This is a genomic window from Pseudoalteromonas sp. SMS1 (genome assembly GCF_021530565.1).
Lineage (GTDB): Bacteria > Pseudomonadota > Gammaproteobacteria > Enterobacterales > Alteromonadaceae > Pseudoalteromonas.
The window spans coordinates 254094-277013 of the sequence record NZ_JAKGBI010000013.1 but is presented as its reverse complement, the minus strand read 5'-3'; the positions used below and the strand labels follow the sequence as shown (position 1 = coordinate 277013).

Annotated in this window: 20 protein-coding genes; 17 read left to right on the top strand and 3 right to left on the bottom strand. The window is 41.2% G+C overall.

All coding sequences use genetic code 11. From position 1 onward, the window contains the following. Window positions 1–277 precede the first annotated feature (277 nt). The 9 genes from L1286_RS15055 (at window position 278) to L1286_RS15015 (ending at window position 8552) form a co-directional block, all read left to right on the top strand. Complete coding sequence (locus L1286_RS15055; protein ID WP_235407882.1) at window positions 278–661, top strand: hypothetical protein; 384 nt, start codon at window positions 278–280, stop codon at window positions 659–661. 213 nt (window positions 662–874) lie between these two features. Further along, the gene (locus L1286_RS15050; RefSeq protein ID WP_235407881.1) at window positions 875–1102 is read left to right on the top strand and encodes a hypothetical protein; all 228 of its coding nucleotides are present in this window, start codon (window positions 875–877) and stop codon (window positions 1100–1102) included. 438 nt (window positions 1103–1540) lie between these two features. Continuing rightward, on the top strand, window positions 1541–2194 hold the full coding sequence (locus L1286_RS15045) for a non-canonical purine NTP pyrophosphatase (RefSeq protein WP_235407880.1): 654 nt from the start codon (window positions 1541–1543) through the stop codon (window positions 2192–2194). Then, a complete protein-coding gene (locus L1286_RS15040) occupies window positions 2181–2819 on the top strand; it encodes a cupin domain-containing protein (protein ID WP_235407879.1) in 639 nt (212 codons plus the stop codon). The genes L1286_RS15045 and L1286_RS15040 overlap by 14 nt, the downstream gene beginning before the upstream one ends. Next, entirely contained in the window at window positions 2816–3538 is a 723-nt protein-coding gene (locus L1286_RS15035) for an SDR family NAD(P)-dependent oxidoreductase (RefSeq protein WP_235407878.1), read from the top strand. Before L1286_RS15040 ends, L1286_RS15035 begins: the two co-directional genes overlap by 4 nt. 4 nt (window positions 3539–3542) lie before the next feature. Further along, window positions 3543–4817, top strand: a complete 1275-nt coding sequence (locus tag L1286_RS15030; protein WP_235407877.1) for a condensation domain-containing protein — start codon at window positions 3543–3545, stop codon at window positions 4815–4817. 31 nt (window positions 4818–4848) lie between these two features. Further along, window positions 4849–6138 (top strand): cytochrome P450, encoded by a 1290-nt coding sequence (locus L1286_RS15025; RefSeq protein WP_235407876.1) that lies wholly within the window; start codon window positions 4849–4851, stop codon window positions 6136–6138. A gap of 489 nt (window positions 6139–6627) precedes the next feature. After that, on the top strand, window positions 6628–6939 hold the full coding sequence (locus L1286_RS15020) for a hypothetical protein (protein WP_235407875.1): 312 nt from the start codon (window positions 6628–6630) through the stop codon (window positions 6937–6939). Beyond that, complete coding sequence (locus tag L1286_RS15015) at window positions 6936–8552, top strand: PepSY-associated TM helix domain-containing protein (protein ID WP_235407874.1); 1617 nt, start codon at window positions 6936–6938, stop codon at window positions 8550–8552. Before L1286_RS15020 ends, L1286_RS15015 begins: the two co-directional genes overlap by 4 nt. Before the next feature lie 36 nt (window positions 8553–8588). Here the strand turns inward: L1286_RS15015 and L1286_RS24240 are convergent, their stop codons facing one another. Together L1286_RS24240 and L1286_RS15005 are read right to left on the bottom strand one after the other, a co-directional pair. Further along, the gene (locus L1286_RS24240) at window positions 8589–10376 is read right to left on the bottom strand and encodes a sensor domain-containing diguanylate cyclase (RefSeq protein WP_235407873.1); all 1788 of its coding nucleotides are present in this window, start codon (window positions 10374–10376) and stop codon (window positions 8589–8591) included. Window positions 10377–10487: 111 nt separating this feature from the next. Further along, window positions 10488–11012: a TetR/AcrR family transcriptional regulator gene (locus L1286_RS15005; RefSeq protein ID WP_235407872.1), complete on the bottom strand. Its 525-nt coding sequence runs from the start codon at window positions 11010–11012 to the stop codon at window positions 10488–10490. Window positions 11013–11147: 135 nt separating this feature from the next. On the opposite strand from L1286_RS15005, the gene L1286_RS15000 reads away from it, so the two are divergent. From L1286_RS15000 to L1286_RS14975, 6 genes are all read left to right on the top strand, one after another. After that, the gene (locus L1286_RS15000) at window positions 11148–11360 is read left to right on the top strand and encodes a hypothetical protein (RefSeq protein WP_235407871.1); all 213 of its coding nucleotides are present in this window, start codon (window positions 11148–11150) and stop codon (window positions 11358–11360) included. Between the two features lie 195 nt (window positions 11361–11555). Further along, window positions 11556–12038, top strand: a complete 483-nt coding sequence (gene purE, locus L1286_RS14995; protein ID WP_235407870.1) for a 5-(carboxyamino)imidazole ribonucleotide mutase — start codon at window positions 11556–11558, stop codon at window positions 12036–12038. 1 nt (window position 12039) lies between these two features. Then, window positions 12040–13188: a 5-(carboxyamino)imidazole ribonucleotide synthase gene (locus tag L1286_RS14990; RefSeq protein WP_235407869.1), complete on the top strand. Its 1149-nt coding sequence runs from the start codon at window positions 12040–12042 to the stop codon at window positions 13186–13188. A gap of 44 nt (window positions 13189–13232) precedes the next feature. Further along, on the top strand, window positions 13233–14189 hold the full coding sequence (locus L1286_RS14985) for a YeiH family protein (protein WP_235407868.1): 957 nt from the start codon (window positions 13233–13235) through the stop codon (window positions 14187–14189). A 278-nt stretch (window positions 14190–14467) separates the two neighbouring features. Beyond that, window positions 14468–16954: a prolyl oligopeptidase family serine peptidase gene (locus L1286_RS14980; protein WP_235407867.1), complete on the top strand. Its 2487-nt coding sequence runs from the start codon at window positions 14468–14470 to the stop codon at window positions 16952–16954. A 303-nt stretch (window positions 16955–17257) separates the two neighbouring features. After that, window positions 17258–18517, top strand: coding sequence for a hypothetical protein (locus L1286_RS14975; protein ID WP_235407866.1), 1260 nt, complete (start codon window positions 17258–17260; stop codon window positions 18515–18517). Window positions 18518–18558: 41 nt separating this feature from the next. Here the strand turns inward: L1286_RS14975 and rrtA are convergent, their stop codons facing one another. Beyond that, entirely contained in the window at window positions 18559–19158 is a 600-nt protein-coding gene (gene rrtA / locus L1286_RS14970; RefSeq protein WP_235407865.1) for a rhombosortase, read from the bottom strand. Between the two features lie 82 nt (window positions 19159–19240). Here rrtA and ggt point away from each other — a divergent pair, with 82 nt between their 5' ends. Together ggt and L1286_RS14960 are read left to right on the top strand one after the other, a co-directional pair. Beyond that, entirely contained in the window at window positions 19241–21010 is a 1770-nt protein-coding gene (gene ggt, locus L1286_RS14965; protein ID WP_442961735.1) for a gamma-glutamyltransferase, read from the top strand. 172 nt (window positions 21011–21182) lie between these two features. Continuing rightward, window positions 21183–22877, top strand: coding sequence for an NAD-dependent malic enzyme (locus L1286_RS14960; RefSeq protein WP_235407863.1), 1695 nt, complete (start codon window positions 21183–21185; stop codon window positions 22875–22877). Window positions 22878–22920 lie beyond the last annotated feature (43 nt).

Genomic DNA, 22920 nt, shown 5'->3' with positions numbered 1-22920 from the left:
TAATAGCACGGTGCGTACGCCGTGCTTTTTTGTGTGGAGATGACAAATATACAGGGAAGAACTTTGACCATAGGCGTACGTGGTTAATCGAGCGGTTAATGCAGCTTAGTGAAGTATTGGTCCTTTGAATACTGAATTAATGGAATTGCTAAAGTTATACGAGTTACCAAAGTGACTATCTATAATGTCCAGTAGGACAATAAACTTTATGCTTGATTATCGTCAGGAAATGACGAGGAAAAACAATGTGCTAGATTTGCTTTTTTAGTGAGGAATAATGAAACATATTTATTTTGGATTGGAGCAACAGTTTCTTAGTGAAGTACTTCATTTTATTGAAAATAGCCTCAAAGTAAGTTTTGTTGAACGAGAAAGTTCTTATAAAGGAGTATATTTTAAAGCACAAGACGCGAAGGGAGTTTTGTTTGAGTTGACGAGTAATTTCGTCGAGGACCAAGGCGAATGGCAAAAACCTGACTTTGACGAGTTTGATATGTTGCTTAAAATTGGGAACTTGTCTGTTGACAAGGCGGGCGAGATTGACTTTCTGGATTCTTATATTTATCTAACTAAGCTAGAAGAAGTAATTATTAATGACGAGGTCAAGCGCTTTAGATTTAAAAATGGTGTGAAGGAACTCGTGTTTTCAATGAAACTTTAAATCTGTAATCAATACGGCACAGACACAAATTTATTATTGTTTTCAGACAGTATATTAATACATCACACTCATCTCAAAGGAAGTCATTTTTGCAAGTGATGGCAATATTAGCGTGCTAGAAGTACTCGAGCAGCGCGGTAACCCACAATGAAGTTCAGATAGTACATGTTAATATTGATATATCTAGATTCAATAATTAAAGAGGAATAATAAGTGGTTGAGCACTTAGAAGAGTTTAAGTACCTCTGGGAAGATATTTCAGGGGGCTGGGGGCTGTTGCACGTAAATGCAGATAGAAAACAAGAGGCTCCAGACTATCTTGTAGTTAATATTTCGAACAAAAATGTAGTTTTAATTGAAGATGATGTGGTTGCGAAAAAGGTTATTGAGAAAATGTTGAGTAATGGGCCTCGTATAGTTGCTATTGGAAATGGGTTTTAACCTTTTGGAAATATGTTCTTGAACATCGACTAACGGTATATGTTTGTCGATAATTAAGACAGGACAGGCACAAACTTATTGCTTAAACGAAGCGCTTTGACCACTGTTAAAAGATCCAGTTTTAAGTGGGTTTTTAAAGGCATGACAAAAGCAATGATAACTTTGTCTTCGACATCTTATTATCACAAAATAGCACGGTATGTACGCCGTGCTTTTTTGTGTGGCGACGATAAGTATTCTGTTCTATATGAGACAAGCACAAACAAACCAGCAATTTTAATAGGACATGTTCATAGACTTGACTTAGCAGAAGCTTGAGATTTTATGAAGCACATTCTTTATTAAAAATTTTATATTTAACATTGGCGTTACACATTTCTTCCACAGTTGGACACTAACCTCAGCGTAAATTCGCTTTGTATCCGGATAGGGTCTTCTATGGGTAACCAGCTTTTATACGAGCATATTGTGATTGCTAGTCACAACACCGGAAAAATTTCCGAGCTATCTGACTTATTTAAGCCATATTCCAAAACCATCACATCTTCTAAAACACGGGGGCTAATCGAACCAGCAGAGTGTGGAAAGTCGTTTTGCGAAAATGCGGAAGTCAAAGCAGTCACGGCAGCGAAAGCAACGGGTTGTCTTGCCATAGCTGATGATAGTGGTCTTTGTATAGATGCGCTTAATGGTTTGCCAGGTTTGTATACTGCTAGGTGGGCAAAGCAATCGGGTGGATATGCTCAAGCGATTGATCATATTCTTACCCGTTTAGAGTCTGATAGTAGCCGAAAGGCTAAAATGGTATGTGCCTTAAGCTTTGCTTTGCCAAGCGGTGTTGTTTATTCGTTTTTAGGCGAAGTTTATGGAACGATTAGCTGGCGAGCCAAAGGCAAAAACCTAATCGGATTCGAACCTATATTTATTCCTAACGGGAGTACAAAAACGCTTGCAGAATATTCATTGGTGCAAAGGAGTATGCTTATCCCTCGCGCAAAAGCCTTTCATCAGCTTTTAAAGCACCTAGGTGAGCGCGAGCATTTTGTTCAAACTCCTATGCAAACACCGGAGGTGGTGTATGCAATGCTGTGAACATACGCTGACTGTTTTTGTCACCAATGTGGGCGAGCTCACTGTACGCTTAATTTCACATCGTGCTTTTTTACCTTTAAGTCAAATGGCACTTCAAGCACAACTGCACTTTTTATGTGAGAACATTGAGACCCTTTCTGTAAACGATTTAGCCGACATAACGGCAAATTTATTATTTTGTCGAAACCCGCATATTGCACGGATAGAAATCACGATATTGGACACCCATACTGCCTCGTTTCACAAAGGGTACAATAAAGAACATGTTGACTTTGAAACACAACTGTTTGGCCGAGTAGATATCTTGTTTGAAGAATCACAATTTGGGGTATATTTATTGAACATAGCACCTGGAAAATCGATACCAGATCACCTGCATTTGGAAATGGAGGAGCATGAATTGATTCTAGATAGTGGGTTATATCTATACAACAAACCTGTAGAAATTGGCAATGCGTTCTCTTGGCCAAAAGGGGTGATACATGGATATGAAAATCGTACTGACAAAATGGCAACCGTACTTTGCATCGATACCCCTAAATTTATACCTAGTGATGAAATTATGATTAAGGGGAATGACAATTTATTTACGTTACAAGATTGTGTAGGCGGTAAAGGTACATGAAACAAACTGTTTTAGTGACCGGCGCTAGCTCGGGCATAGGATACGAAACTTGTCTGGCTTTGTTAAAAGCTGGCTATCATGTTGTGGGATTGAGTCGGTATGTAGGATCAAATCAAATTCTTAATGGTTATTCAAACTTTACGCCTTGGTGTTGTGATTTAGCTAATGTAGATGCGCTGCCTGACGTGTTTTTGTCAATCCAAAAGGCTGTTGGAGAGATCAATGGGTTGGTTTATGCCGCAGGTGTTTGTCATCACCAAGCGTTCGGTAATACAACGTTGCGCGCCATTTCAGAGCAATTAAATGTGAACTTAGTGTCTGCTTTTATACTGTGTGAGCAAGCTGTTGTGCATATGCCTCGTAATAGTTCGATCTTATTGCTGAGCTCAACGTTAGCAGATAAACCACTCTCTACTAGTGCAATTTACAGTGCAACTAAAGCGGGATTGGAACAAGTCATGAAAGCCTGTGCATTAGCGGGCGCTAAGAAAAAAATTCGTGTAAACGCTTTATCATTAGGCTGTGTAAGTACACCTATGCTGGCTCAAGAGAGAGCGGATGACTTAGACGTAGACAGTCGACTTAAACAACTTGAACAGTTTCACCCTTTGGGATTGGGCAAAGCCGAAGATATCGCGTCGATAATCATCACGCTATTTAATCAGCCCTGGACAACAGGCAGTGTGATTAAAGTGGATGGTGGGCTTACTCTAAATTAAGAATATGAAAAATATACCTATTACACTATTGCAAAATATGATGCTGTCTTTTTGTACTAGTTTACCAGAACTACCGATTGCAAACGTAGGCGGTGTCATTCGATTTGAAAACATTGATGCGCAAAGACTCATAAATGCACAGCGTGAGATAATGCACTGTCATCAAAGCTTTAAGTTTTACTTTCAACGCACAGCGCAGGGGATAGTACAGCACGAGCACTCTGAGCAAGACCTCAATTTTACCATCACTGATTTTTCAGGGTTGAGTGATGAACTGGCATTAAAAAACGCAAATGAGACAATCACAAGGTTGTTTACGACACCAATAAACCCATTTGATTTTCCGCTCCATCGCAATGAAGTACTGGTTCTGCCAAACAATCAGGTATGGTTGGTGTTTTTAGCGAACCATGTAATCTGTGACGGATACAGCGCATTCGCCTATTTACGACAGATAGTTGAATACTATGATAAAGGCATTAGGCCACAATGCACTTTTATTGATCCCGAAAAGCTAGCTCACGCACAGCGTAGTTATCTTGAGTCTGAACAATACAAAAAAGACAAAGGTTTTTGGCTGTCACAGCTGAGTAAACCAATATCATTTAGGTTATTTTCTCAAGCTAACAAACCCAAAAGCCAGTCACTTCGATTCACATTGCCTAGGCAAACATTTGGGCCACTTATTGAGCTTGCAAGCCGTCATAGTCTAAGTTTGTCAACTTTATTGCTGACTTTGTGGCAAAGGCAATTGAATGAAGATTACCCGTTGTCTGACAGTAATCGACTTCGCATTGGGTTACCTGTTCATGGCCGAAAGAAAAACGAGTCTGATCTCATTATTTTTAAAGCCAACATGTTGGTACATGAGTTTGAGTTGGAAGCTGATGCTAACCTTGTAGAGCAGGCCAAAAATGTTGCTGCTCAGTTAAAGCGCGCTTATCGACACAAAAGGTTACCCCCCGAGCTACTCTATGATGACTTAAATATGCCGAGCTATATGCCGTTAAGTGAGTTTAGATTTGGATATTTAGAGCTTGAAAAACTCAGTGAGCAACGTGGCTTACCCATGTCTTTTAGTTATGAATCTCATTTACATCATAGTTTACCTTTGCAATTGAATATTGTTAATTTTCATGGCGTTGATCACATCGATTTTTTAATTGAATATAACCCTGCTAATTTAAATGAATTTCAGGTAGAAGCACATATCAACAGCCTGTTTGAAAAGATTAAACGTATAGCGACAGAAAATGAAAAAGATCCCGATTGTCAGTAGAAAGGACCAGAGAACATTAGGGGTTAGTTTCATGGTGAGCCCCGCTGTATTCTTACTGAAGCTCGCAGAGAAGTTTGGCGATGTAATACAATTTAAGCTTGGACCATTTAAGGTGGTGTTGATTTCTAACCCGGCAATAATCAAAGAAATTTTGATAGGCCAAGTAAAGCTGTTTCCTAAATCAAAAAGAGATACCGATATCTTAAGTAAGGCGGTGGGTAATGGCATTGTAACGGCAGATCAGCAAACACATAAACTTTTAAGGAAGGTCGCACAGCCTTCCTTTATGCAGCGGCGTATTGTCAATTATCAAACGATTTTCGAACAGTACGCACAAGACTGTATTAATGATTTGAATCATGCAGACACGATAAATATTGCAAAAGAAATGGAGCGTTTGTCTCTTCAAATAACCTGTAAGACACTTTTTGGACTAGATAAAGACGATTTAAAAAGAACGACAGAAGTATCAAATGCTATCAATGAATTACATGCGCTGATCAGTAAAGATTTTGATGGTATTATCAATTTACCCGCATGGTTTCCTTCACCACTTAACTTACGTTTTAAAAGAGCAAGAAAAGTGATAGATGACATTGTCGAAGAGATCATTCTAAATCGGCGAAGTATGCCGTTTGAAGATCATGGTGATTTATTGTCATCGTTTCTAGAGGCGACAGATGAAGCTGGCCATCCACTTACCAATGAGAATATAAAAGATCATCTTATCTCTTATTTTATTGTGGGTCATGAAACAACATCAAATACGTTACTTTGGAGTTGGTATTGCTTGGCTAAGTTTGAAGATCAAGCTGAAAAGGTCTATCAAGAGGTGCGTAACATGAAAACGGTCGCGTCGATTAACTTGAGTGATTACCCAAAAACACATACTTTTATCAAAGAGGTACTCAGATTCTTTCCGCCTGTATGGTTAATTGGTGCAAGGAGAGTTGCAGAGCACGTCGCAATTAACGGTTACCAATTTAATAAAAAGGATAAGGTTTTCATCTCTCCATTTGTGGTCCATCGATTAGATGCCCATTTCAATAATGCAAGTATATTTGATGCGAGCAGGTGGGAAGACGATGTCGTGTCATATGAAAAGGGGGCATACATTCCTTTTGGCGCTGGCCATAGAAATTGCATTGGGCAACATTTTGCTTTACAAGAAATTCTAACGATACTCGTGACCATTACACAGTCAGCACGGTTTGAGTTTATAGATAAATCCACAGACCCTATTCACATTCATGCACGAGCGTCCCTGTCCAATTACGGTGGGATGATGATGAAAATCAATAAAAAATTTGCAACAGCATAGCCATTCGATGTGTTTACTCAAGTATTTTAAAACCACATTTTGATTAATCATGATGTGGTTATGATTTAGGAGCTGTGTTTTTGACGTCTTTGCTTCATAAATGAATTCATAAACTTTCAACTTTATAAATAATAACTATTATCATTACAATTTGGCGTGCACTCTAGTTCCTATTATGTATATAATCGCGGCTATGATTCTACTTTGACGACGAAGGACTGGGAGCTCAATTTTGTATTCTTTTGTTATCGTACTATTGGTCGCTGTTGGTACGTTATTTCTTTACTTAGCTAATCGGCATCAACGCCTACTTAAAAAGCCTTTTAATCAGCAACTAAAAAAAGCGGGGTTTGGCTTGTTATTGCTAGGCATTATCTTGTCGCTGTCATATTTCACGTTGTCTGCCGGCATATTTTTATTTTTAATGATTCTAATGACTGCGCTCTTTAGTATCCCCCTGGCCGTTTTAGTACTCAAAAGGAGTTAAATGTGGTTAACGCCAATAAAATTGAACCCCACTGGTGGGGTAAGACTTTAGCCGGTATCTTTGCTGGTTTCTTTCTCAGTATCGGCCTGGTTGGTATCTTTGCTTGGCTTGGCCCAGATGGCTTAACACAACAAATTACTGAAGAGCAAAGGCTATGGAAAACACAGTTCAACATGTGGATGATTACGCCAATATGGCTAATCATTTTGAGTTTTGTGTACCTGTTTAAATCCAGCCGTCAAGCTTGGGCTTGGTTAGGAGGCGCCGCCTGTGTCTCGATCGCAATTGTCGCAGCATTAAAGGAAATGCTATGAAGATAAGAGCCGATGTATTAAGAACCTATCAGAGTGTGCACACATGGACCGGTATTAGTGCCGGTTTGTTGTTGTTTATTGGCTTTTTTGCTGGCGCATTAACGATGTTTGGCAGTGAAATAGACGACTGGGCAACACCGCCACATTACCAAATGAATCAAATTCAGCCAGCACAACAAGATACGCTATTAGAGTTAGTTTTTACTCAATACCCCGAAACTTTAAACAATGTCACGATAAATTATGAACCCGATAGTTCGCCAATATACTGGTATGGTCAAGGCTCTGCGAGAGGTTTTTCTCTTGATGATACGATGTGGCATGGCACGTTGGATGAACAGGGCGAATTAGTTACAGCGCTTAGGCATGTTAATGAACTGTCGATGTTAGTAGATTATCTACATCGCAGTGCAGGTATCATCGGAGAGGTTGGACATGACCAAGCTGGAGTGTACATTTTAGGTATCGCGGCATTTTTGTATTTCATTGCCTTAATCTCCGGTTTAATCTTTTTGTTACCCAGTTTAGTGAAAAGTTTCTTTGCACTGAGAAAAGAAAAGGGCGCCAATCGGTTTTGGTTAGATAGCCATAATCTCGTAGGGGTAGCCAGTTTTCCGTTCCATATAATAATCGCTATCACTGTGGTGGTTTTTTCTTTTCATGACTTGTTTTATGGTGGGTTAAGTCAGGTTTACGGCGATAAACCGCTCTTTGGTGGGGAAGAACAACACCCAGAAATTCGCTACGAACTGAGTGAGTTACCTAGTTTAAATGAAATCCATACCAAAGTAGCGCAATATGCGCCTGGTTTTTCGGTTAGTAGCATCAATTTTCGTGGACTCACTGGAGCGCACCCATCTGCGAGTATCTCAATCGTTAACGACAAGTCATTAATGAGAGGCCCGCACACTGATTTTATATTTATGAACCCATACACTTTGGAAATTGATACCAGTAGTGTTACCAATGGTAATGGACAACAAGGCGTTTGGGGCGCTGTAGTCACCACATTTTTTGGTCTTCATTTTGGAAGCTATGGTGGCGAACTTGGTCGCTGGCTATATTTTATAATGGGTCTTGGTGGCGCATTTCTATTTTATAGCGGTAACTTAATTTGGTTAGAAAAACGCCGAAAAAAACAAAGCACCGAGCAAAGTAAATCAAGCCATTTTATGGCTAATCTCACTGTGGGTGTATGTTTGGGTTGTGCGATGGGGATTGCCGGTGCATTTGCCGCTAGTAAATGGATTATGCTCATTGATGTGAATATAAACATTGCCTACATGTGGGTCTACTATGCGTTGTTTTTTGCGTCAATACTGACTGCATTTGGATACGGTGCAGCCCGATTTAGCATTATAGGGTTGTATGGGTTTGCAGCACTTTGCTTGATGGTCCCCATAACGTCATTACTTGGTCTAATACCACAAATGCCTTTATGGACACCCTCATCTACAGCGGATTATGGGGTCGAAATTGCAGCTATCGGTTTTGCTGTTGCCAGTATTTTAGCCGCTAAAAAGGTTCAACAAAGAGTGTATGAAGGTGCCCAAAACAGCATTTGGTATTGTCCAAAATATACATCTGAACGAACTTGTAAACGGCTGGCCTAGCTACAGTGCAAATAGGTGGGCTTAAATGCCTGCCTTTTAGGTATCTAATGTAGAACCGAGTGATACCTGGTTTCTACCGTGCTGTTTGGCAAAATACAACGCCATGTCTGCTTGTTTTATCAGTATATGAGGTTCCAAAGATTGTCCCCAAGCAGTTGTTACACCGATACTAACCGTCATTTTTATTGTACTATTTTCAAATCTAAAGGCAGTTGCTTGAGCGCGTTTGCGAATAATTTCTCCTAACTCCAATGCGTCATGCTCGTTACATTCGGGGAGTAAAATACAAAACTCTTCGCCGCCATATCTTGCAATGGTATCTCCGGCCCTTGTGCATGCGTCTTTCAATAAATTAGCTACATGAGCGAGGCATTTATCTCCGCATTGATGCCCATACGTATCATTGACCTTTTTAAAGTGGTCAATATCTACCATTAATACACTGATGGAGTGTCCAAACCGTTTTGCGCGAAGACATTCAGTATTTAGTGCCTCATTTAAGCTTCGGCGATTAAAAACTTGGGTTAGTTCGTCTATCCTTGAAGTGTGTTTGAGTTTGTCGTAGGCATCTTGTAATTCCCTAGTTCTAGATTCAACTTCTACCTCAAGTAACTGATTGGCCTTTCTAATCTCTGACATACTCTTTGCTTGTGCGATAAACCGTTTTTTGCGCTCGGAATTAATGCGTTCCGCCATCGCAAAAGACAAGCAAGCTACCTCAATTGAGGTACCAATTGTTAACGCGTGTTCAGTAAACCAGTTACTCGGTATAAAGTTGAATTTGTTTGCTGCGAGAATGATACCCCCGCATAAGGCGGCATTCCATGCCAGCGAGTAATAGGTAGAAAAATGAGAGCCCTCAAATAGCCGAACGGTTCTGGTGATGACTCCCCACAAGCAAGCGAGCGAAGCATATGCAATGATGACTCTTATCATGACGCCGTATGAAAAAAATATAGATAAGAACAACAACATTACTCCCACTGACGCGATAAAAATACAGCCATAATACAAAATGCGGCTGTGTTTTTTCAGTTCTAGCAGTCTGACAATAAACAAGGTGCCGGCCAACACCGCTGAAATTAAAAAAAACAAAATTGATTGATCGTTCCACCACAAACTATTTTGCCAGAGGTATCTAAAGCCAAGTCCTGAAAGGCTGAAATAAAAAGCAATTATCGCGCTGACATACACAACATAATAGAGCTGTGTTTTATCTTTCAACGAGAAGTACATAAGTAAGTTGTAAACTGCCATGACGCTCATTAAGCCAAAATAGATGCCAAGGAATAGCATGTTAAGCTGATCTGACTCGTAAAAAGCTTGTTGTGACCAAAGCCTAACAGGTAGTTGAATCGCACTCGAGGAGTTTACTTTGATATAAAGTTCAAGTTCGCCAGAAACGTCGGACTCAATAGGAACTAAATAGTTGTGATGCTGAATAGGCCTGTCTGAGAAAGTTTGTTTATCTCCCAGCTTTGAATAATTGATGACCTTGTCTGCTGAAATTAAATAAAGCTTAAGACTATCGAGAACAGGGTAAGCGATTTCAAGGACGTATGGGTGTGGGCTAGTAGGTAGGACAAAATTTACTTTGACCCAATAACTTTGAGATGTGTAGCCTAAGTTTAGATTGTCGTCATTATTCGCGGTCCAAGCAGATTCTGGCAGTGAGAGTACGTCAACAATACCAAAGTTATTGTCTTGGATATATTGGCTTTGAGAGCTGAGGTTTTCATACTTTTTGGGTTGGCTAGTTTTTATTAGTTCACTGCCACTGGCAACCCAACCACAGCATAGTAAAAACACTAAGAATATTTTCACAATAGGAGTAGAACTTTGTATTACAGCGCAATTGTAAGCTTAGGAAGGGAATGTAGTTTGAGCAAACCTGTGGCGAAGTATATTTCACAAAGAACACATCATACATAGAGTTTAGGTGTGTATCATTTGAAGTTTTGCCGTTAATGTAGATACCATTTGAACAGGGGAAAGCGTTTCATTATTCAGCCCTTGAATTAAGGTCATGAAATAACAGTCCATCATCGCTGACGCTTTCATATCGTCGTAGCGGTGGCCTTCAAATAACATCTGTTTGAAACTATCTAATTGCTCATCAAAATACTGACTATGCCACATTAAATCTTTGAGCAGCTCCTTACTAAATGCTCTGTTTTCACAGTAAAAGCGATATAGGTATTTAGCATAGTGTCGCAATCTAAGTCTGGGGCTTGTCTGTTCATTGTCTGCATGTGCATTGGCGATCACGGCATCAATTTGCTGATGCATGGCCAACTTTAAAATGTCTATTTTATTTGGGAAATGACTAAAAACAGTACCAGTGGCTACTTCTGCATGATTGGCTATCTGTCTGGTTGTGGTTTCTGCGTAGCCTAGCTCTTGAAATAACTGCCAGCTTACATCAAGAATCTTCTGTGCTGTTTTTTCTCTTTTTTTCATACTAAATCAATGTTTTGTACAATAGTGGAAGCATATCACAAAACACTTTCAAAGTTAAAAAATAATCTTTTTCTTGACTAAATTGAGCGCGCTCACTAAATTAAATGAGCGCGCTCAATTGTAAGGGAGATATTGATGATATTACGATTATTAGGTTCTTTAATTTTTTTACCTTTTATATTTTTTTATAGTTATGTACTGGGGCCTGTCCTTAAAGTTGTTCTAGTTCCGGGTGGGTTAGCGTTGCTTTTTTTGATACTCGGACCAAACGCTTTCATTGCACATTGGAAAGCGGCTGCTTCGGCATCAAAACCGGCCCTGCTTTCTGATCAAGAGGAGGTTGCATAACAGCGCAACAATCGAGTGAGTTCTAAATTAAAATGCTCGTTGCTCCATATATTTACATTCTAAAACCGCACTTTGCGGTTTTTTACCTTTATGCTGTTCGCTTTAACTTTTCTCTCGGGTATAATAGCCACGTTTTCGGCGCAACCCCTTTAGCGCTGTAGTAAGTATCGTTTAATTTAGAATTGAGGAATTATTATGACGGTTGGCATTATTATGGGTTCAAAATCTGATTGGCCTACAATGCAACATGCGGCGGATATGTTAGATAAGTTTGGCATCGAGTATGAAACAAAAGTCGTTTCAGCACATCGCACTCCTCAATTACTGGCCGATTATGCATCAACGGCAGCAGAGCGTGGTATCAAAATTATTATCGCTGGCGCAGGCGGCGCAGCGCACCTTCCAGGTATGGCAGCTGCATTTACAAGCTTGCCAGTACTGGGCGTTCCTGTGAAATCAAAAACATTAAATGGCGTAGATTCATTACTCTCTATTTGCCAAATGCCTAAAGGCGTTGCTGTTGGTACTCTAGCAATTGGTGATGCAGGCGCTGCGAACGCCGGCTTGCTAGCAGCTCAAATTCTTGGATGTCAGCAACCTGAAATCTTCGAGAAAGTTGAAGCATTCCGTAAAGAGCAAACAGACACAATCCTAGCAAACCCTAATCCAGCAGAATAATATGAGAGTCTTAGTCTTAGGTGCTGGGCAACTGGCAAGAATGATGAGTCTCTCCTCGACTCATCTAGGCATAGAAGTTTTGGCTTATGATGTAGGCACAAAGCAAGTTATTAATCCTGTTACGTTAGACGTTTCAAACTCAACCTTAGCGCAAGAAGTTGAGCGGGCATACGCAATTACTGCTGAATTTGAGCACATTCCTGACGACGTACTGGCTGTTTGCGAGTCAAGCGGTAAATTTTATCCAGGGGCGCAATCTATCGCCACCGGGGGCGACCGTAGCAAAGAAAAAGCGTTGTTAGACAAATCACAAGTTCCATGTGCTCCTTATGCATTAATCACAGAAAAGAGCCACTTTTTGGCTGCAGTAGAGCAACTTGGCATGCCGTTAGTCATAAAAACTTGTCAGGCTGGATACGATGGCAAGGGACAATGGCGACTAAAGTCAAAAGATGAGGTTGAACAAATCTGGTCTGAGATGGCAAGCTTTATTGCCTCTGGCACACACAGCGCGCCGCACTCTATTATAGCTGAGAAAATGATTCCATTTGACCGTGAAGTGTCAATCATTGGGGTTCGTAGCAAAGACGGTGAATGCAAGGTCTATCCACTGACTGAAAATCAACATACCAATGGTGTGTTAACCCTGTCTGTTGCGGGTAAAGAAAAAGCCGCAATTCAAAGTCAGGCAGAGTCTGCGTTTGAAAAACTCGCTTCAGCATTGGACTATGTTGGCGTGTTAGCTATTGAATTTTTTGATGTTGGCGGGCAGTTACTGGTTAATGAAATAGCACCTCGAGTTCATAACTCAGGTCATTGGACGCAACAGGGGTGTCACACCAGCCAGTTTGAAAATCATATGCGAGCTATCACAGGCTTACCGGTTGGATGTACACAACTAGTTAGACCTACAGCGATGATTAATGTGTTAGGACAAAGTGCTATCCCTCATTCGGTACTAGCAGTACCCGGGTGCACGAGTCACTGGTATGGGAAGGACGCAAAACCAGGCAGAAAAATGGGGCATATCAATGTGTCGGCAGAGAGCCTTCATCAACTCGGGGAGCGACTTGCAGAACTCGCAGAGTTACTGCCTGAGGATGATTATCCCGGAGTGCAAGAGACCAGTCATGCACTCATTCTTAATTAAGAAAAGCCGAGCTTAAGCTCGGCTTTTTTACAAGTGTAATTGGTATGTTCAAAACTAAGCTCGTAAATTTTAATAACACACATATTTTGAAAATTGCGTTTGTTATTCTATTTGGTGTGTGTGTTACGCCGATTGTAGGATCGGCCTTAGCACTATTTTTGGGAATTGGCTTCGCCATTTTTTTAAAAAACCCATTCGAGCAGCAAAGTGCCACGCTTTCAAAATGGCTACTCAAAGTTTCTGTAGTCGGGCTGGGCTTTAACGTAGATGTGATGCAGGTCATTGAAGTCGGTAGGAGCTCTCTAGTACTCACCATCGTCAGCATTACAGCCATCATTGGTTTAGGCGAAATTCTCAGCCAGCTTTTTAAATTAAATCGAAATACGGGCACGCTAATTTCATTTGGAACGGCAATTTGTGGCGGCAGCGCAATTGCAGCGATGGCACCCGTTATTAAAGCTAAGCAAGATGAAATAGCCGTTGCGTTGGCCATTGTATTCTCTTTAAATGCTGTCGGATTACTTATTTTTCCATGGCTTGGACATTATTTTGGGCTAACCGAGAGTCAATTCGCACTATGGAGTGCATTGGCAATACATGATACCAGCAGTGTGGTAGGTGCAGCAGCAGCGTATGGTCCAGTCGCTCTGGCGATGGCAACTACAATTAAATTAACAAGAGCGATGTGGATAGTGCCTTATACCGCGTTGGCTGGTGTATTTTGGCGTTCAGAAGAAAGAACGAGCATACCACTGTTTATTGTCGGTTTTTTACTTGCCGCTGCCATCAACACATTAATGCCTGAGTTTAATACAGTGTGGCATGCATTTTATGCCATTGCGAAGGAGTTACTGGTTGGTACATTATTTTTAATTGGCGCCGGAATTTCTAAGCAAGTACTCAAGCAGTGTGGTTGGCAACCTTTTGTTATGGCTACTGTTTTGTGGATAATTGTGAGCTCAATTTTGCTTTTGCTGATCTTTGACGGATTTATTCAATAAATTCACTAAATTTTTTTGAACTTTTTATTTTTATGCCAGTCTGAGTTAATGAGGCTTGGATATGCCTCATTTCATACTCGTTGTCTATCAACGACTATGTGAGCGCAGAGAGTATTTGGCCAGTAGCTTTACTGGCCTTTTTTTGTTTAAAAAGCATCTGAGCTCAGCCAATCTCTGCCACCAAGCTAAAAACTTTGTTTATTTGTCTTAAACCAGTCGAATATTGCCTTGTCTTCTGATTAAATTAGCCAGATTTATAAATTAAAAGAAGAGCTCTGATGAAAAAATCCCTTTTGAGCATTGCTGTGGCAGGATTACTGCTGACAGGTTGTCAAACAACAAGCCAAACATCAAATACAGACGTTGCCATGTCTGACGCGCCAGTGGTAGCGTCCGTTGTACAAACGCCACTAGATTTTGGTAGTGAAAATATAACATTAGAACAAGCAATGGCAGATCCTGATTGGATTAGCCGTACACCAGAGCGTGCATTTTGGGGCGCTGATAGCAGCACTATTTATTTCAATCAAAAGCAAAAAGGTAATCAACTAAGAGACACATTTGCAATTGATAGTAATAAAGGTATCAATCAAGTTACGTTAACTGATTTACATGAAATCGGCAGTGCGAACGCGATATATTCTACCGACGGTCGTTTTCAGGCATATACGTTCCAAGGCAACATCTTTGTCAAAGATCTTCGTACCAATAAAATAAAGCAACTAACAAGAAGCTCTGCTCAAGAGCGTATTGTTCAATTTATGCTGTCAGGTGAGCTAGCATTCCGTGTAGACAACACATTTTTCTCGGTTAATGTCGAAACGGGCCTAACGACTGAGTTGGTAAAGCTGCACAATGGCAACAAACCGAAAGGGACTCAAGCGCCTAGTACTTATATTGCAAAAGAACAGCACAAGCTTATCGATTATGTCGCGCTGACTCATAAAAATGCGTTAGACGCAGAAGCACGTAAAGCTGAAATTGACAGTCAGAACCCATCTATTGCAAACAAGCATGTCTATCTTGGTGAAGGTAAGAACCTTGTTGAGGCGAGCCTTTCTCCAAAGGGTGACAAGCTGATAGTAGTCGTAAGTGAGCACAATGTTTACTCGCAATCTACAGAAAAAGACATGATGCCAAATTATATTGGCCAAGATGGAAACATCGACCCGGTACCAGCGCGTTCTCGAGTTGCTGATAACAAGCCAGTAGAAGTAGAAGTGATCTATGTAGATTTAGCACAAGACACACAAAAATCAGTTGGCTTTGAAACTCTGCCTGGTTTTGATGAAGATGTGCTGGCAGCGGTAAGAAAAGAGAACGCAGAAGCGATCGGTGAGAGCTATACATCTGAAAAGTCACCGCGTGCTATTAAACTAATGCGTGACTGGTACTGGTCGCAATCTCCAATACAATGGAACAGTAAGGGCGACCAAGCTGCGTTAATGTTCAAAGCATGGGACAACAAAGATCGTTGGCTTACTACAATGGACTTTGAAAAAGGCGAATTGACACCACAGCATAGACTACATGATAGCGCTTGGGTTAACTATGCGTACAATGACTTTGGCTGGTTAAACGGTCAAGACTCGCTTTACTTCTTATCAGAAGAAAGTGGTTACAGTCATCTTTATGTAAAACCAATAGATGGAAAAGCCAAGCAACTGACTTCCGGTAAATTTGTTGTATCTGAACCGAAGTTAACTAAAGACAACAGTAAGTTCTTCTTTAAAGCGAATGTTGACCATCCTGGTATCTACGAAGTCTATTCAGTCGATGTGGCATCAAAGAAAAAAGAAGCCATCACAGATTTAAATGGTATGACTGATTTCTCATTGAGCCCTGATGAGTCGAAGTTATTGCTTAGACACTCTACTATCATGATGCCAACCGAGCTCTATGTAGCTGATGCAAAGCCTGGTGCTCAACCTAAGCGCCTGACCAATACTGTGTCTGATGAGTTTCTTAACAAAAAGCTGATCGCGCCAAAAATTGTGGCAGTGCCTTCAAGCCATACCGATGAACCAATCTACGCGAAGGTATATTATCCAGCAGACTACAAGCCGGGCGAAACAGGTAAAAAACGCAAAGCGGTTATTTTCAATCACGGTGCCGGATATTTGCAAAACTCGCATATGGGCTGGTCTGGTTACTTCCGTGAGTTTATGTTCCATTCACTGCTTGCAAGTGAAGGGTACGTAGTCATGGATATGGATTATCGTGCATCTAAAGGTTACGGCCGCGATTGGAGAACCGCGATTTATCGTCAGATGGGTACACCTGAAATTCAAGATTTGGCAGATGGTGTTAAGTGGATGGCAAACAATGCCAATGTTGATGAAGGCGCGGTAGGCACGTATGGTGGTTCATATGGTGGTTTCATGACGTTTATGGCACTGTTCACTCAGCCAGAGTTATTCCAAGCGGGTGCCGCACTTCGTCCAGTCACTGATTGGGCATATTACAATGACCCGTATACGTCAAACATCCTTAACCGCCCGGCAGATGATCCAATTGCTTATAAGCGCAGTTCTCCAATTTACTTCGCTGAAGGTCTTAACAAGCCAATGTTGATCAACGCGCCAATGATCGATGACAATGTGTTCTTCCAAGATGTTGTGCGTTTGGTACAGCGATTAATCGAACTTGAGAAAGAAAACTACGAAACAGCGATCTACCCTGTAGAGCCTCATGGATTTGTTCAACCATCAAGTTGGTTAGACGAATACCGTCGTATTTATAAGTTGTTCAAAGAGAACCTATAATCTTATAAATAATAGAAAAAGCCAGCGCTAAGCTGGCTTTTTTGTATCTTTTTGAAAGTAACCAAGCTTATATTCTTCATCAACAACGCGCACACGCGCAATACCTCAAATGCAAATTAAAAGCACCAAAAACACATTTTTGTTTTTTACACACATTCCCCAAACTTAACCACATAGCTGTCATGTTTATGACTTAGAGTCATAATGCTTACCTGAGTCAGATTCGACAATTCATTGAGAACCTGAGCATATGTATTTAAGCGAAATTCATCATGTAGTAAGGAATACTAATGGAGAAATTCAATGCATATATTAAACACACTCTTTTTTTATACCCTGGTAGTTTGTTTTATACATTTTTCACCTGCCTCCCAAGCAGAACAAATCAAGGCATTTGATGAGTTTCTAGTGACAGAAGGCGAATGGAGCAAGGGTGTTAAACCCAATGTTATCGCGTTAGACGAAAATCGAGTTTTGTTCTCATGGGCCGAATCTTCCTATCCTTATAAAGTAAAAGGTAGAGTCGGAACGCTTGATTTCAATAAAACTATTTCCTTAGGAAGCGTTCAAACTATTTCCGATAGTTACAGGTTCGGTGGTTGGACGCCGCCAGAAGTACGACTTTTGAATGACGGTCGAGTAGCTTTCATTTGGAGCAATACTTATGAAGTTTACTTTCGCACAACGACTATTGAACCAAGCGGCCTTTGGAATTTTGGGCCGGAGCAAAAGATAGCGGTTCAACAATCTTCGGTCCCGCAACCTGACGCGACAGTCTTATCAGATGGCAGATTATTGGTAACTTGGACTGGATACGATGAACAGATTTTTGGTATATCAGCAGCTGTCGGAGCGGTCAATACCAACGGTGTATTTATATCGCACAGCCAGTTTCAGGTGAACCAGCTCTCTCAGAGTGTGCAAAACGCCCCCCGCGTTGTCGCTATGCCTCGAGGTAAAGCGGTATTTGCTTGGATCACCAATGATGCAAGTGCTGACAGTCAGGGATCGGGTATTGCAGCGCGTATTGCTGATTTTTCGGCATTGGGGAGCATTAACTTTGGCAACGAATTTACCGTAAATCAAGAGCAAGCCCGCGCTCAATTCTATCCAAATGTCATTCCTCTGGACGAAGACAGACTCATATTTTCTTGGAAAGGCTACAAGCAAAATGGCAGTGGCAATAATCAGATGTATGCTGCAGGGCGCATTGGCACATTGACGCATACAGACACTATAAACTTTGCGTCTGAGTTTTTGATTTCTGACCACTTTGTTCAAGGCTCTGAGCCGGTCGACATATCCATGGTCAGTGCCAACGAAACTTTGGTTGTTTGGACGCAATATGGATACCCAGAAAAGGTCGGCGTCAAAGGTAAGATAATTGCATTTTTACAAGATGACTATGTCGATGAGTCTTCCGTGTTTCCCATAGAGCAAACAGTGCAAGACAATCAAAATTTTCACTCGATTACCAAAGTTAGTGATGGATACCATTTAATTGTTTGGGAGTCGAAGGGGTTAGGGATAAATGGTAGATTGTTTAAGCTTGGCTTAAACTAACAGCAACATGCGGCCTTTAAGATATAAAGGCCGCGCAAACATTAGTTTTTATTCTTGGCGAACCCAAACTTATCTTTAAAAAGGGGAATTGCCAAAATAACCCCACCTATCGCGCCAATTAAATGAGATTCAATAGCGACCCGTGAGTCCAGTAAGGCACCCACGTCTTTACTTGGCCCAGCATATTGCTCCCACAGAAGCTTACCTACAATACCTAAGAATAATAGCACGCCAGTTGGCTCTTTTGTTTGAATATCTTTTAATGCACCCCAGACGATAATTCCATGTAGCAATCCACTGAGGCCTGTGTATACTTTAATATCAGGACAAAATAGCCAAATACCAATTCCCGTCCACAAACCCAGTAAAATTATATGGGTAAAATAGCGAGACGCAGAGGTGTGCTCAGCATGAAGTATCCAAATAAATAGTATGCCGATTAGATTTAAGCCCAAATGAGTCCAATTAGTGTGTATATATTGGCTACTCCAAATACGCCAAAATTCGCCTTCACTGATTAGTTGGCGATGAAATTCAAGTGCATCTCGCAGATCAAAAGCCATCAACAATATGGCGGTAAGCGAAAGGACAATTGGCGGGAGTATATAATTTCGACTAAGTGGCAGGTTTAAACCAAACATTCTGTGTTCACAATATTATCAAGTTTTGTATATTGTGCCTGTTAACTTTTATGATGCCAACGACGATTGAAAATTAATAAATATGAATATGAAATATAAGCGTTCACTCATTGCCTTTTTATTAGCCTCTACACTCCCAACTGCCTCATACGCACTGGACTCAAAAGTACGTGAAGTGAGAGAGCCTGAAGCCTCAACGGGGTTCACTCTAAAAAAAGAAAAAATATCCGAAAAGTACATGGTCGTTGCTGCCAACCCTCATGCGAGTAAAGCCGGTCAATTGATGTTACAACAAGGGGGTCACGCCATTGATGCGGCTATTGCAGCTCAACTTGTCCTAACCCTAGTTGAGCCTCAATCTTCTGGTATAGGTGGTGGTGCTTTTATTCTGCACTACGACAAAGGCAACGAATACCTAACGACATTTGACGGCCGAGAAACCGCCCCCAAAAAAGCAACTCATAAATTATTTTTAGATAAAGAAGGCAAGCCTGTACGTTGGCTCGAGGCGGTCGTCGGAGGTCGCTCGGTGGGTGTGCCAGGTATCATTCACGCAATGAAACAAGCACACGACAAATACGGAAAGCTAAAATGGAGAGAGCTATTTAAACCTGCAATCGCGCTTTCTGAAAAAGGGTTCGCAGTTTCCCCAAGACTGCATATGCTGCTTAAGAAGGAATTCAATCCGGGCCTTACAAAATTGTCTCCTGCAAAAGAATATTTTTACCCTGAGGGTAAAGCCCTCGCGGTAGGTACGATTGTTAAGAACCCCGAACTTGCCAAAATTTATAAAGAAATTGCGGAATATGGTCCAAAAGCGTTTTATGAAGGGAAATATGCCGAAGACATGGTGAGGGCGGTTCAAAAATCTGAAATAGCGCCTGGTTATTTATCTATGGACGACTTGGCCCACTACCAAAGTAAAGAGCGTGCCCCTGTATGTACGTCGTACCATGAGTATAAGGTGTGTTCAATGGCTCCGCCGAGCAGTGGCGGTTTAACTGTTTTACAAATATTAAAATTACTCGAAGGTAAAAAGCTTGCTCAATATAGGCCAAACTCTCCTGAAGCCGTTCATTTATTTACTCAAGCATCTAGGCTTGCATTTACAGATAGGAACTATTTCATTGCCGATCCCGACTTTGTAAATGTACCGACTCAAGGGTTACTAAATCCTACTTATTTAAAATCAAGAGCAAAACTAATCGGAGAGCGAGACAACCCAAATTTCCCTGTCGGTGACCCTACAATGGGGCAAGTTGCGTATGCCAAAGACGATAGCTTTGAGTTACCGTCAACGTCACACCTATCTGTTGTTGATAGCCGAGGTAATGCAGTGTCAATGACCAGTTCCATCGAAATGGGGTTTGGCTCTACAGTGATGGTCAATGGTTATTTACTTAATAATCAGTTAACCGACTTTTCGCTATCACCAAAGATCGGCGGACAGTGGGTTGCAAACAGAGTAGAACCAAACAAACGACCAAGAAGCTCTATGTCACCGGTCATGGTATTTAACAAAGATGGTAGTTTAAAGTTAGTTGTTGGTTCCCCTGGTGGAAGTCGAATTATTAACTACGTTGCACAAACCGTGATTGGTGTACTTGACTGGGGGCTGACGCCACAGCAAGCGATTAATCTGCCACGCATTACCAATAGAAACAAATATACAACACTTGAAAAAGGAACAGGCCTCAAAGCCATCAAGCCTTGGCTTGAATCAAAAGGGCATACGGTTAGGATATCTGACTTAAACTCGGGTATTCATGCAATCGAAATAAAAGAAGGCCTTTTATTTGGCGGAGCAGATCCACGAAGAGAAGGCGTCGCACTTGGTGAATCTAGCGAGTAAATCGTAGGATATTCAATATTATTCAGTTATAATGTACGACCCTGTTTACGGTTTATGCATCTGTTTACAGGGTCGTTTTATTGGTCTGATGTGCACTAAAGTCATTGAAAATTTGTGTACTTAGGCAATAATTATCCCTTATATTAAAAATTAAGAGTCACAGCTTGTAAATATGACTAAACAAACCGATCCTAATTACCTCTACATCCCATATTCTGGCCCAACATTATTGGAAACGCCTCTTCTTAATAAGGGCAGCGCATTCAGCCAGCGTGAGCGTGAAAACTTTAACCTAGCTGGTTTAGTTCCGCCTCGTTACGAAACAATTGAGGAGCAGGTAGAACGTTGTTACCAGCAATTTTCAAGTTTTAAAGACAACCTAAACAAGCATATTTACTTACGTGCAATTCAAGACAACAACGAGACGTTGTATTATCGCTTAGTTCGAGATCACCTTGAAGAAATGATGCCGATTATTTACACGCCAACGGTTGGTGACGCGTGTGAGAAATTCTCTGATATTTATCGTAGTTCTCGTGGCTTGTTTATTTCATATGAAGATCGCCACCATATTGACGATATCTTACGCAATGCAACGAAAGGCAAAGTCAAGGTGATTGTTGTTACTGACGGCGAGCGTATTCTCGGTCTTGGCGACCAAGGTATAGGCGGCATGGGTATCCCAATTGGTAAGCTGGCGTTGTACACCGTATGTGGTGGTATTAGCCCTGCATACACCTTACCAGTCATGCTTGATGTGGGTACTAACAATGAGAAATTGTTAAATGATCCAATGTACATGGGTGCAAGACATAAGCGTATCAATCAAGAAGAGTACGACGAGTTCTTAGATTTATTCATTAAAGCAGTTAAACGTCGTTGGCCAAACGTGTTACTTCAATTTGAAGATTTCGCGCAGCCAAACGCCATGCCATTACTTAAGCGATACCGCGATGAAATTTGCTGTTTCAATGACGATATTCAAGGTACGGCCTCGGTAACGGTAGGCTCGTTACTGGCAGCTTGTCGAGTTAAAGGTGCTAAACTGTCTGATCAAAAAGTCGTATTTGTTGGTGCTGGTTCTGCTGGCTGCGGTATCGCAGAACAAATCATTGCTCAGATGGTTTCAGAGGGTGTGTCGGATGCACAGGCCCGCAGTCAAATATTCATGGTTGATAGATTTGGTCTGTTAACAGAGGGCATGGAAGGTCTAAGAGATTTCCAAGCAGCACTTGTTCAATCAAATGGTAATTTAGAAAGTTGGAACTACAGTGGCGAGTTCGCTTCACTGCTTGATGTAATGCATTGCGCTAAACCTGATATTCTAATTGGTGTTTCAGGTCAACCAGGGTTATTCACTGAACAGGTCATTAAGGCGATGCATTCTGGTTGCGATAAACCGATTATATTCCCTTTAAGCAACCCATCTCGTCAGGTTGAAGCACATCCTAAAGATGTCATTGAATGGAGCCAAGGTAATGCCATTGTTGCAACTGGTAGCCCATTTGACCCAGTTGAATACAATGGCCAAACTTATGTGATCCCGCAATGTAATAATAGCTATATTTTCCCGGGTATCGGTTTGGGTGCGTTGGCAGCGAAAGCCTCTCGTATTACAGAATCTATGCTGATGGTGGCAAGTGAAACACTTGCAGAGTCATCACCATGGGCAAATACAGGTAAAGGTAGTCTATTACCGTCATTGGTAGAAATAGAAGAACTCAGTAAACGTATTGCTTTTGCAGTTGCCCGAAAGGCAATGGAAGAGGGCGTCGCACTCGATATGCCGGACGAATTGATTAGTCGTGCTATTGAAAAAAATTACTGGATGCCTGAGTACAGAAACTACAAGCGTTGCAGTATCTAAATATTAAAGCCCCTTGTTAGGGGCTTTTTGCTTTGTAAGGATC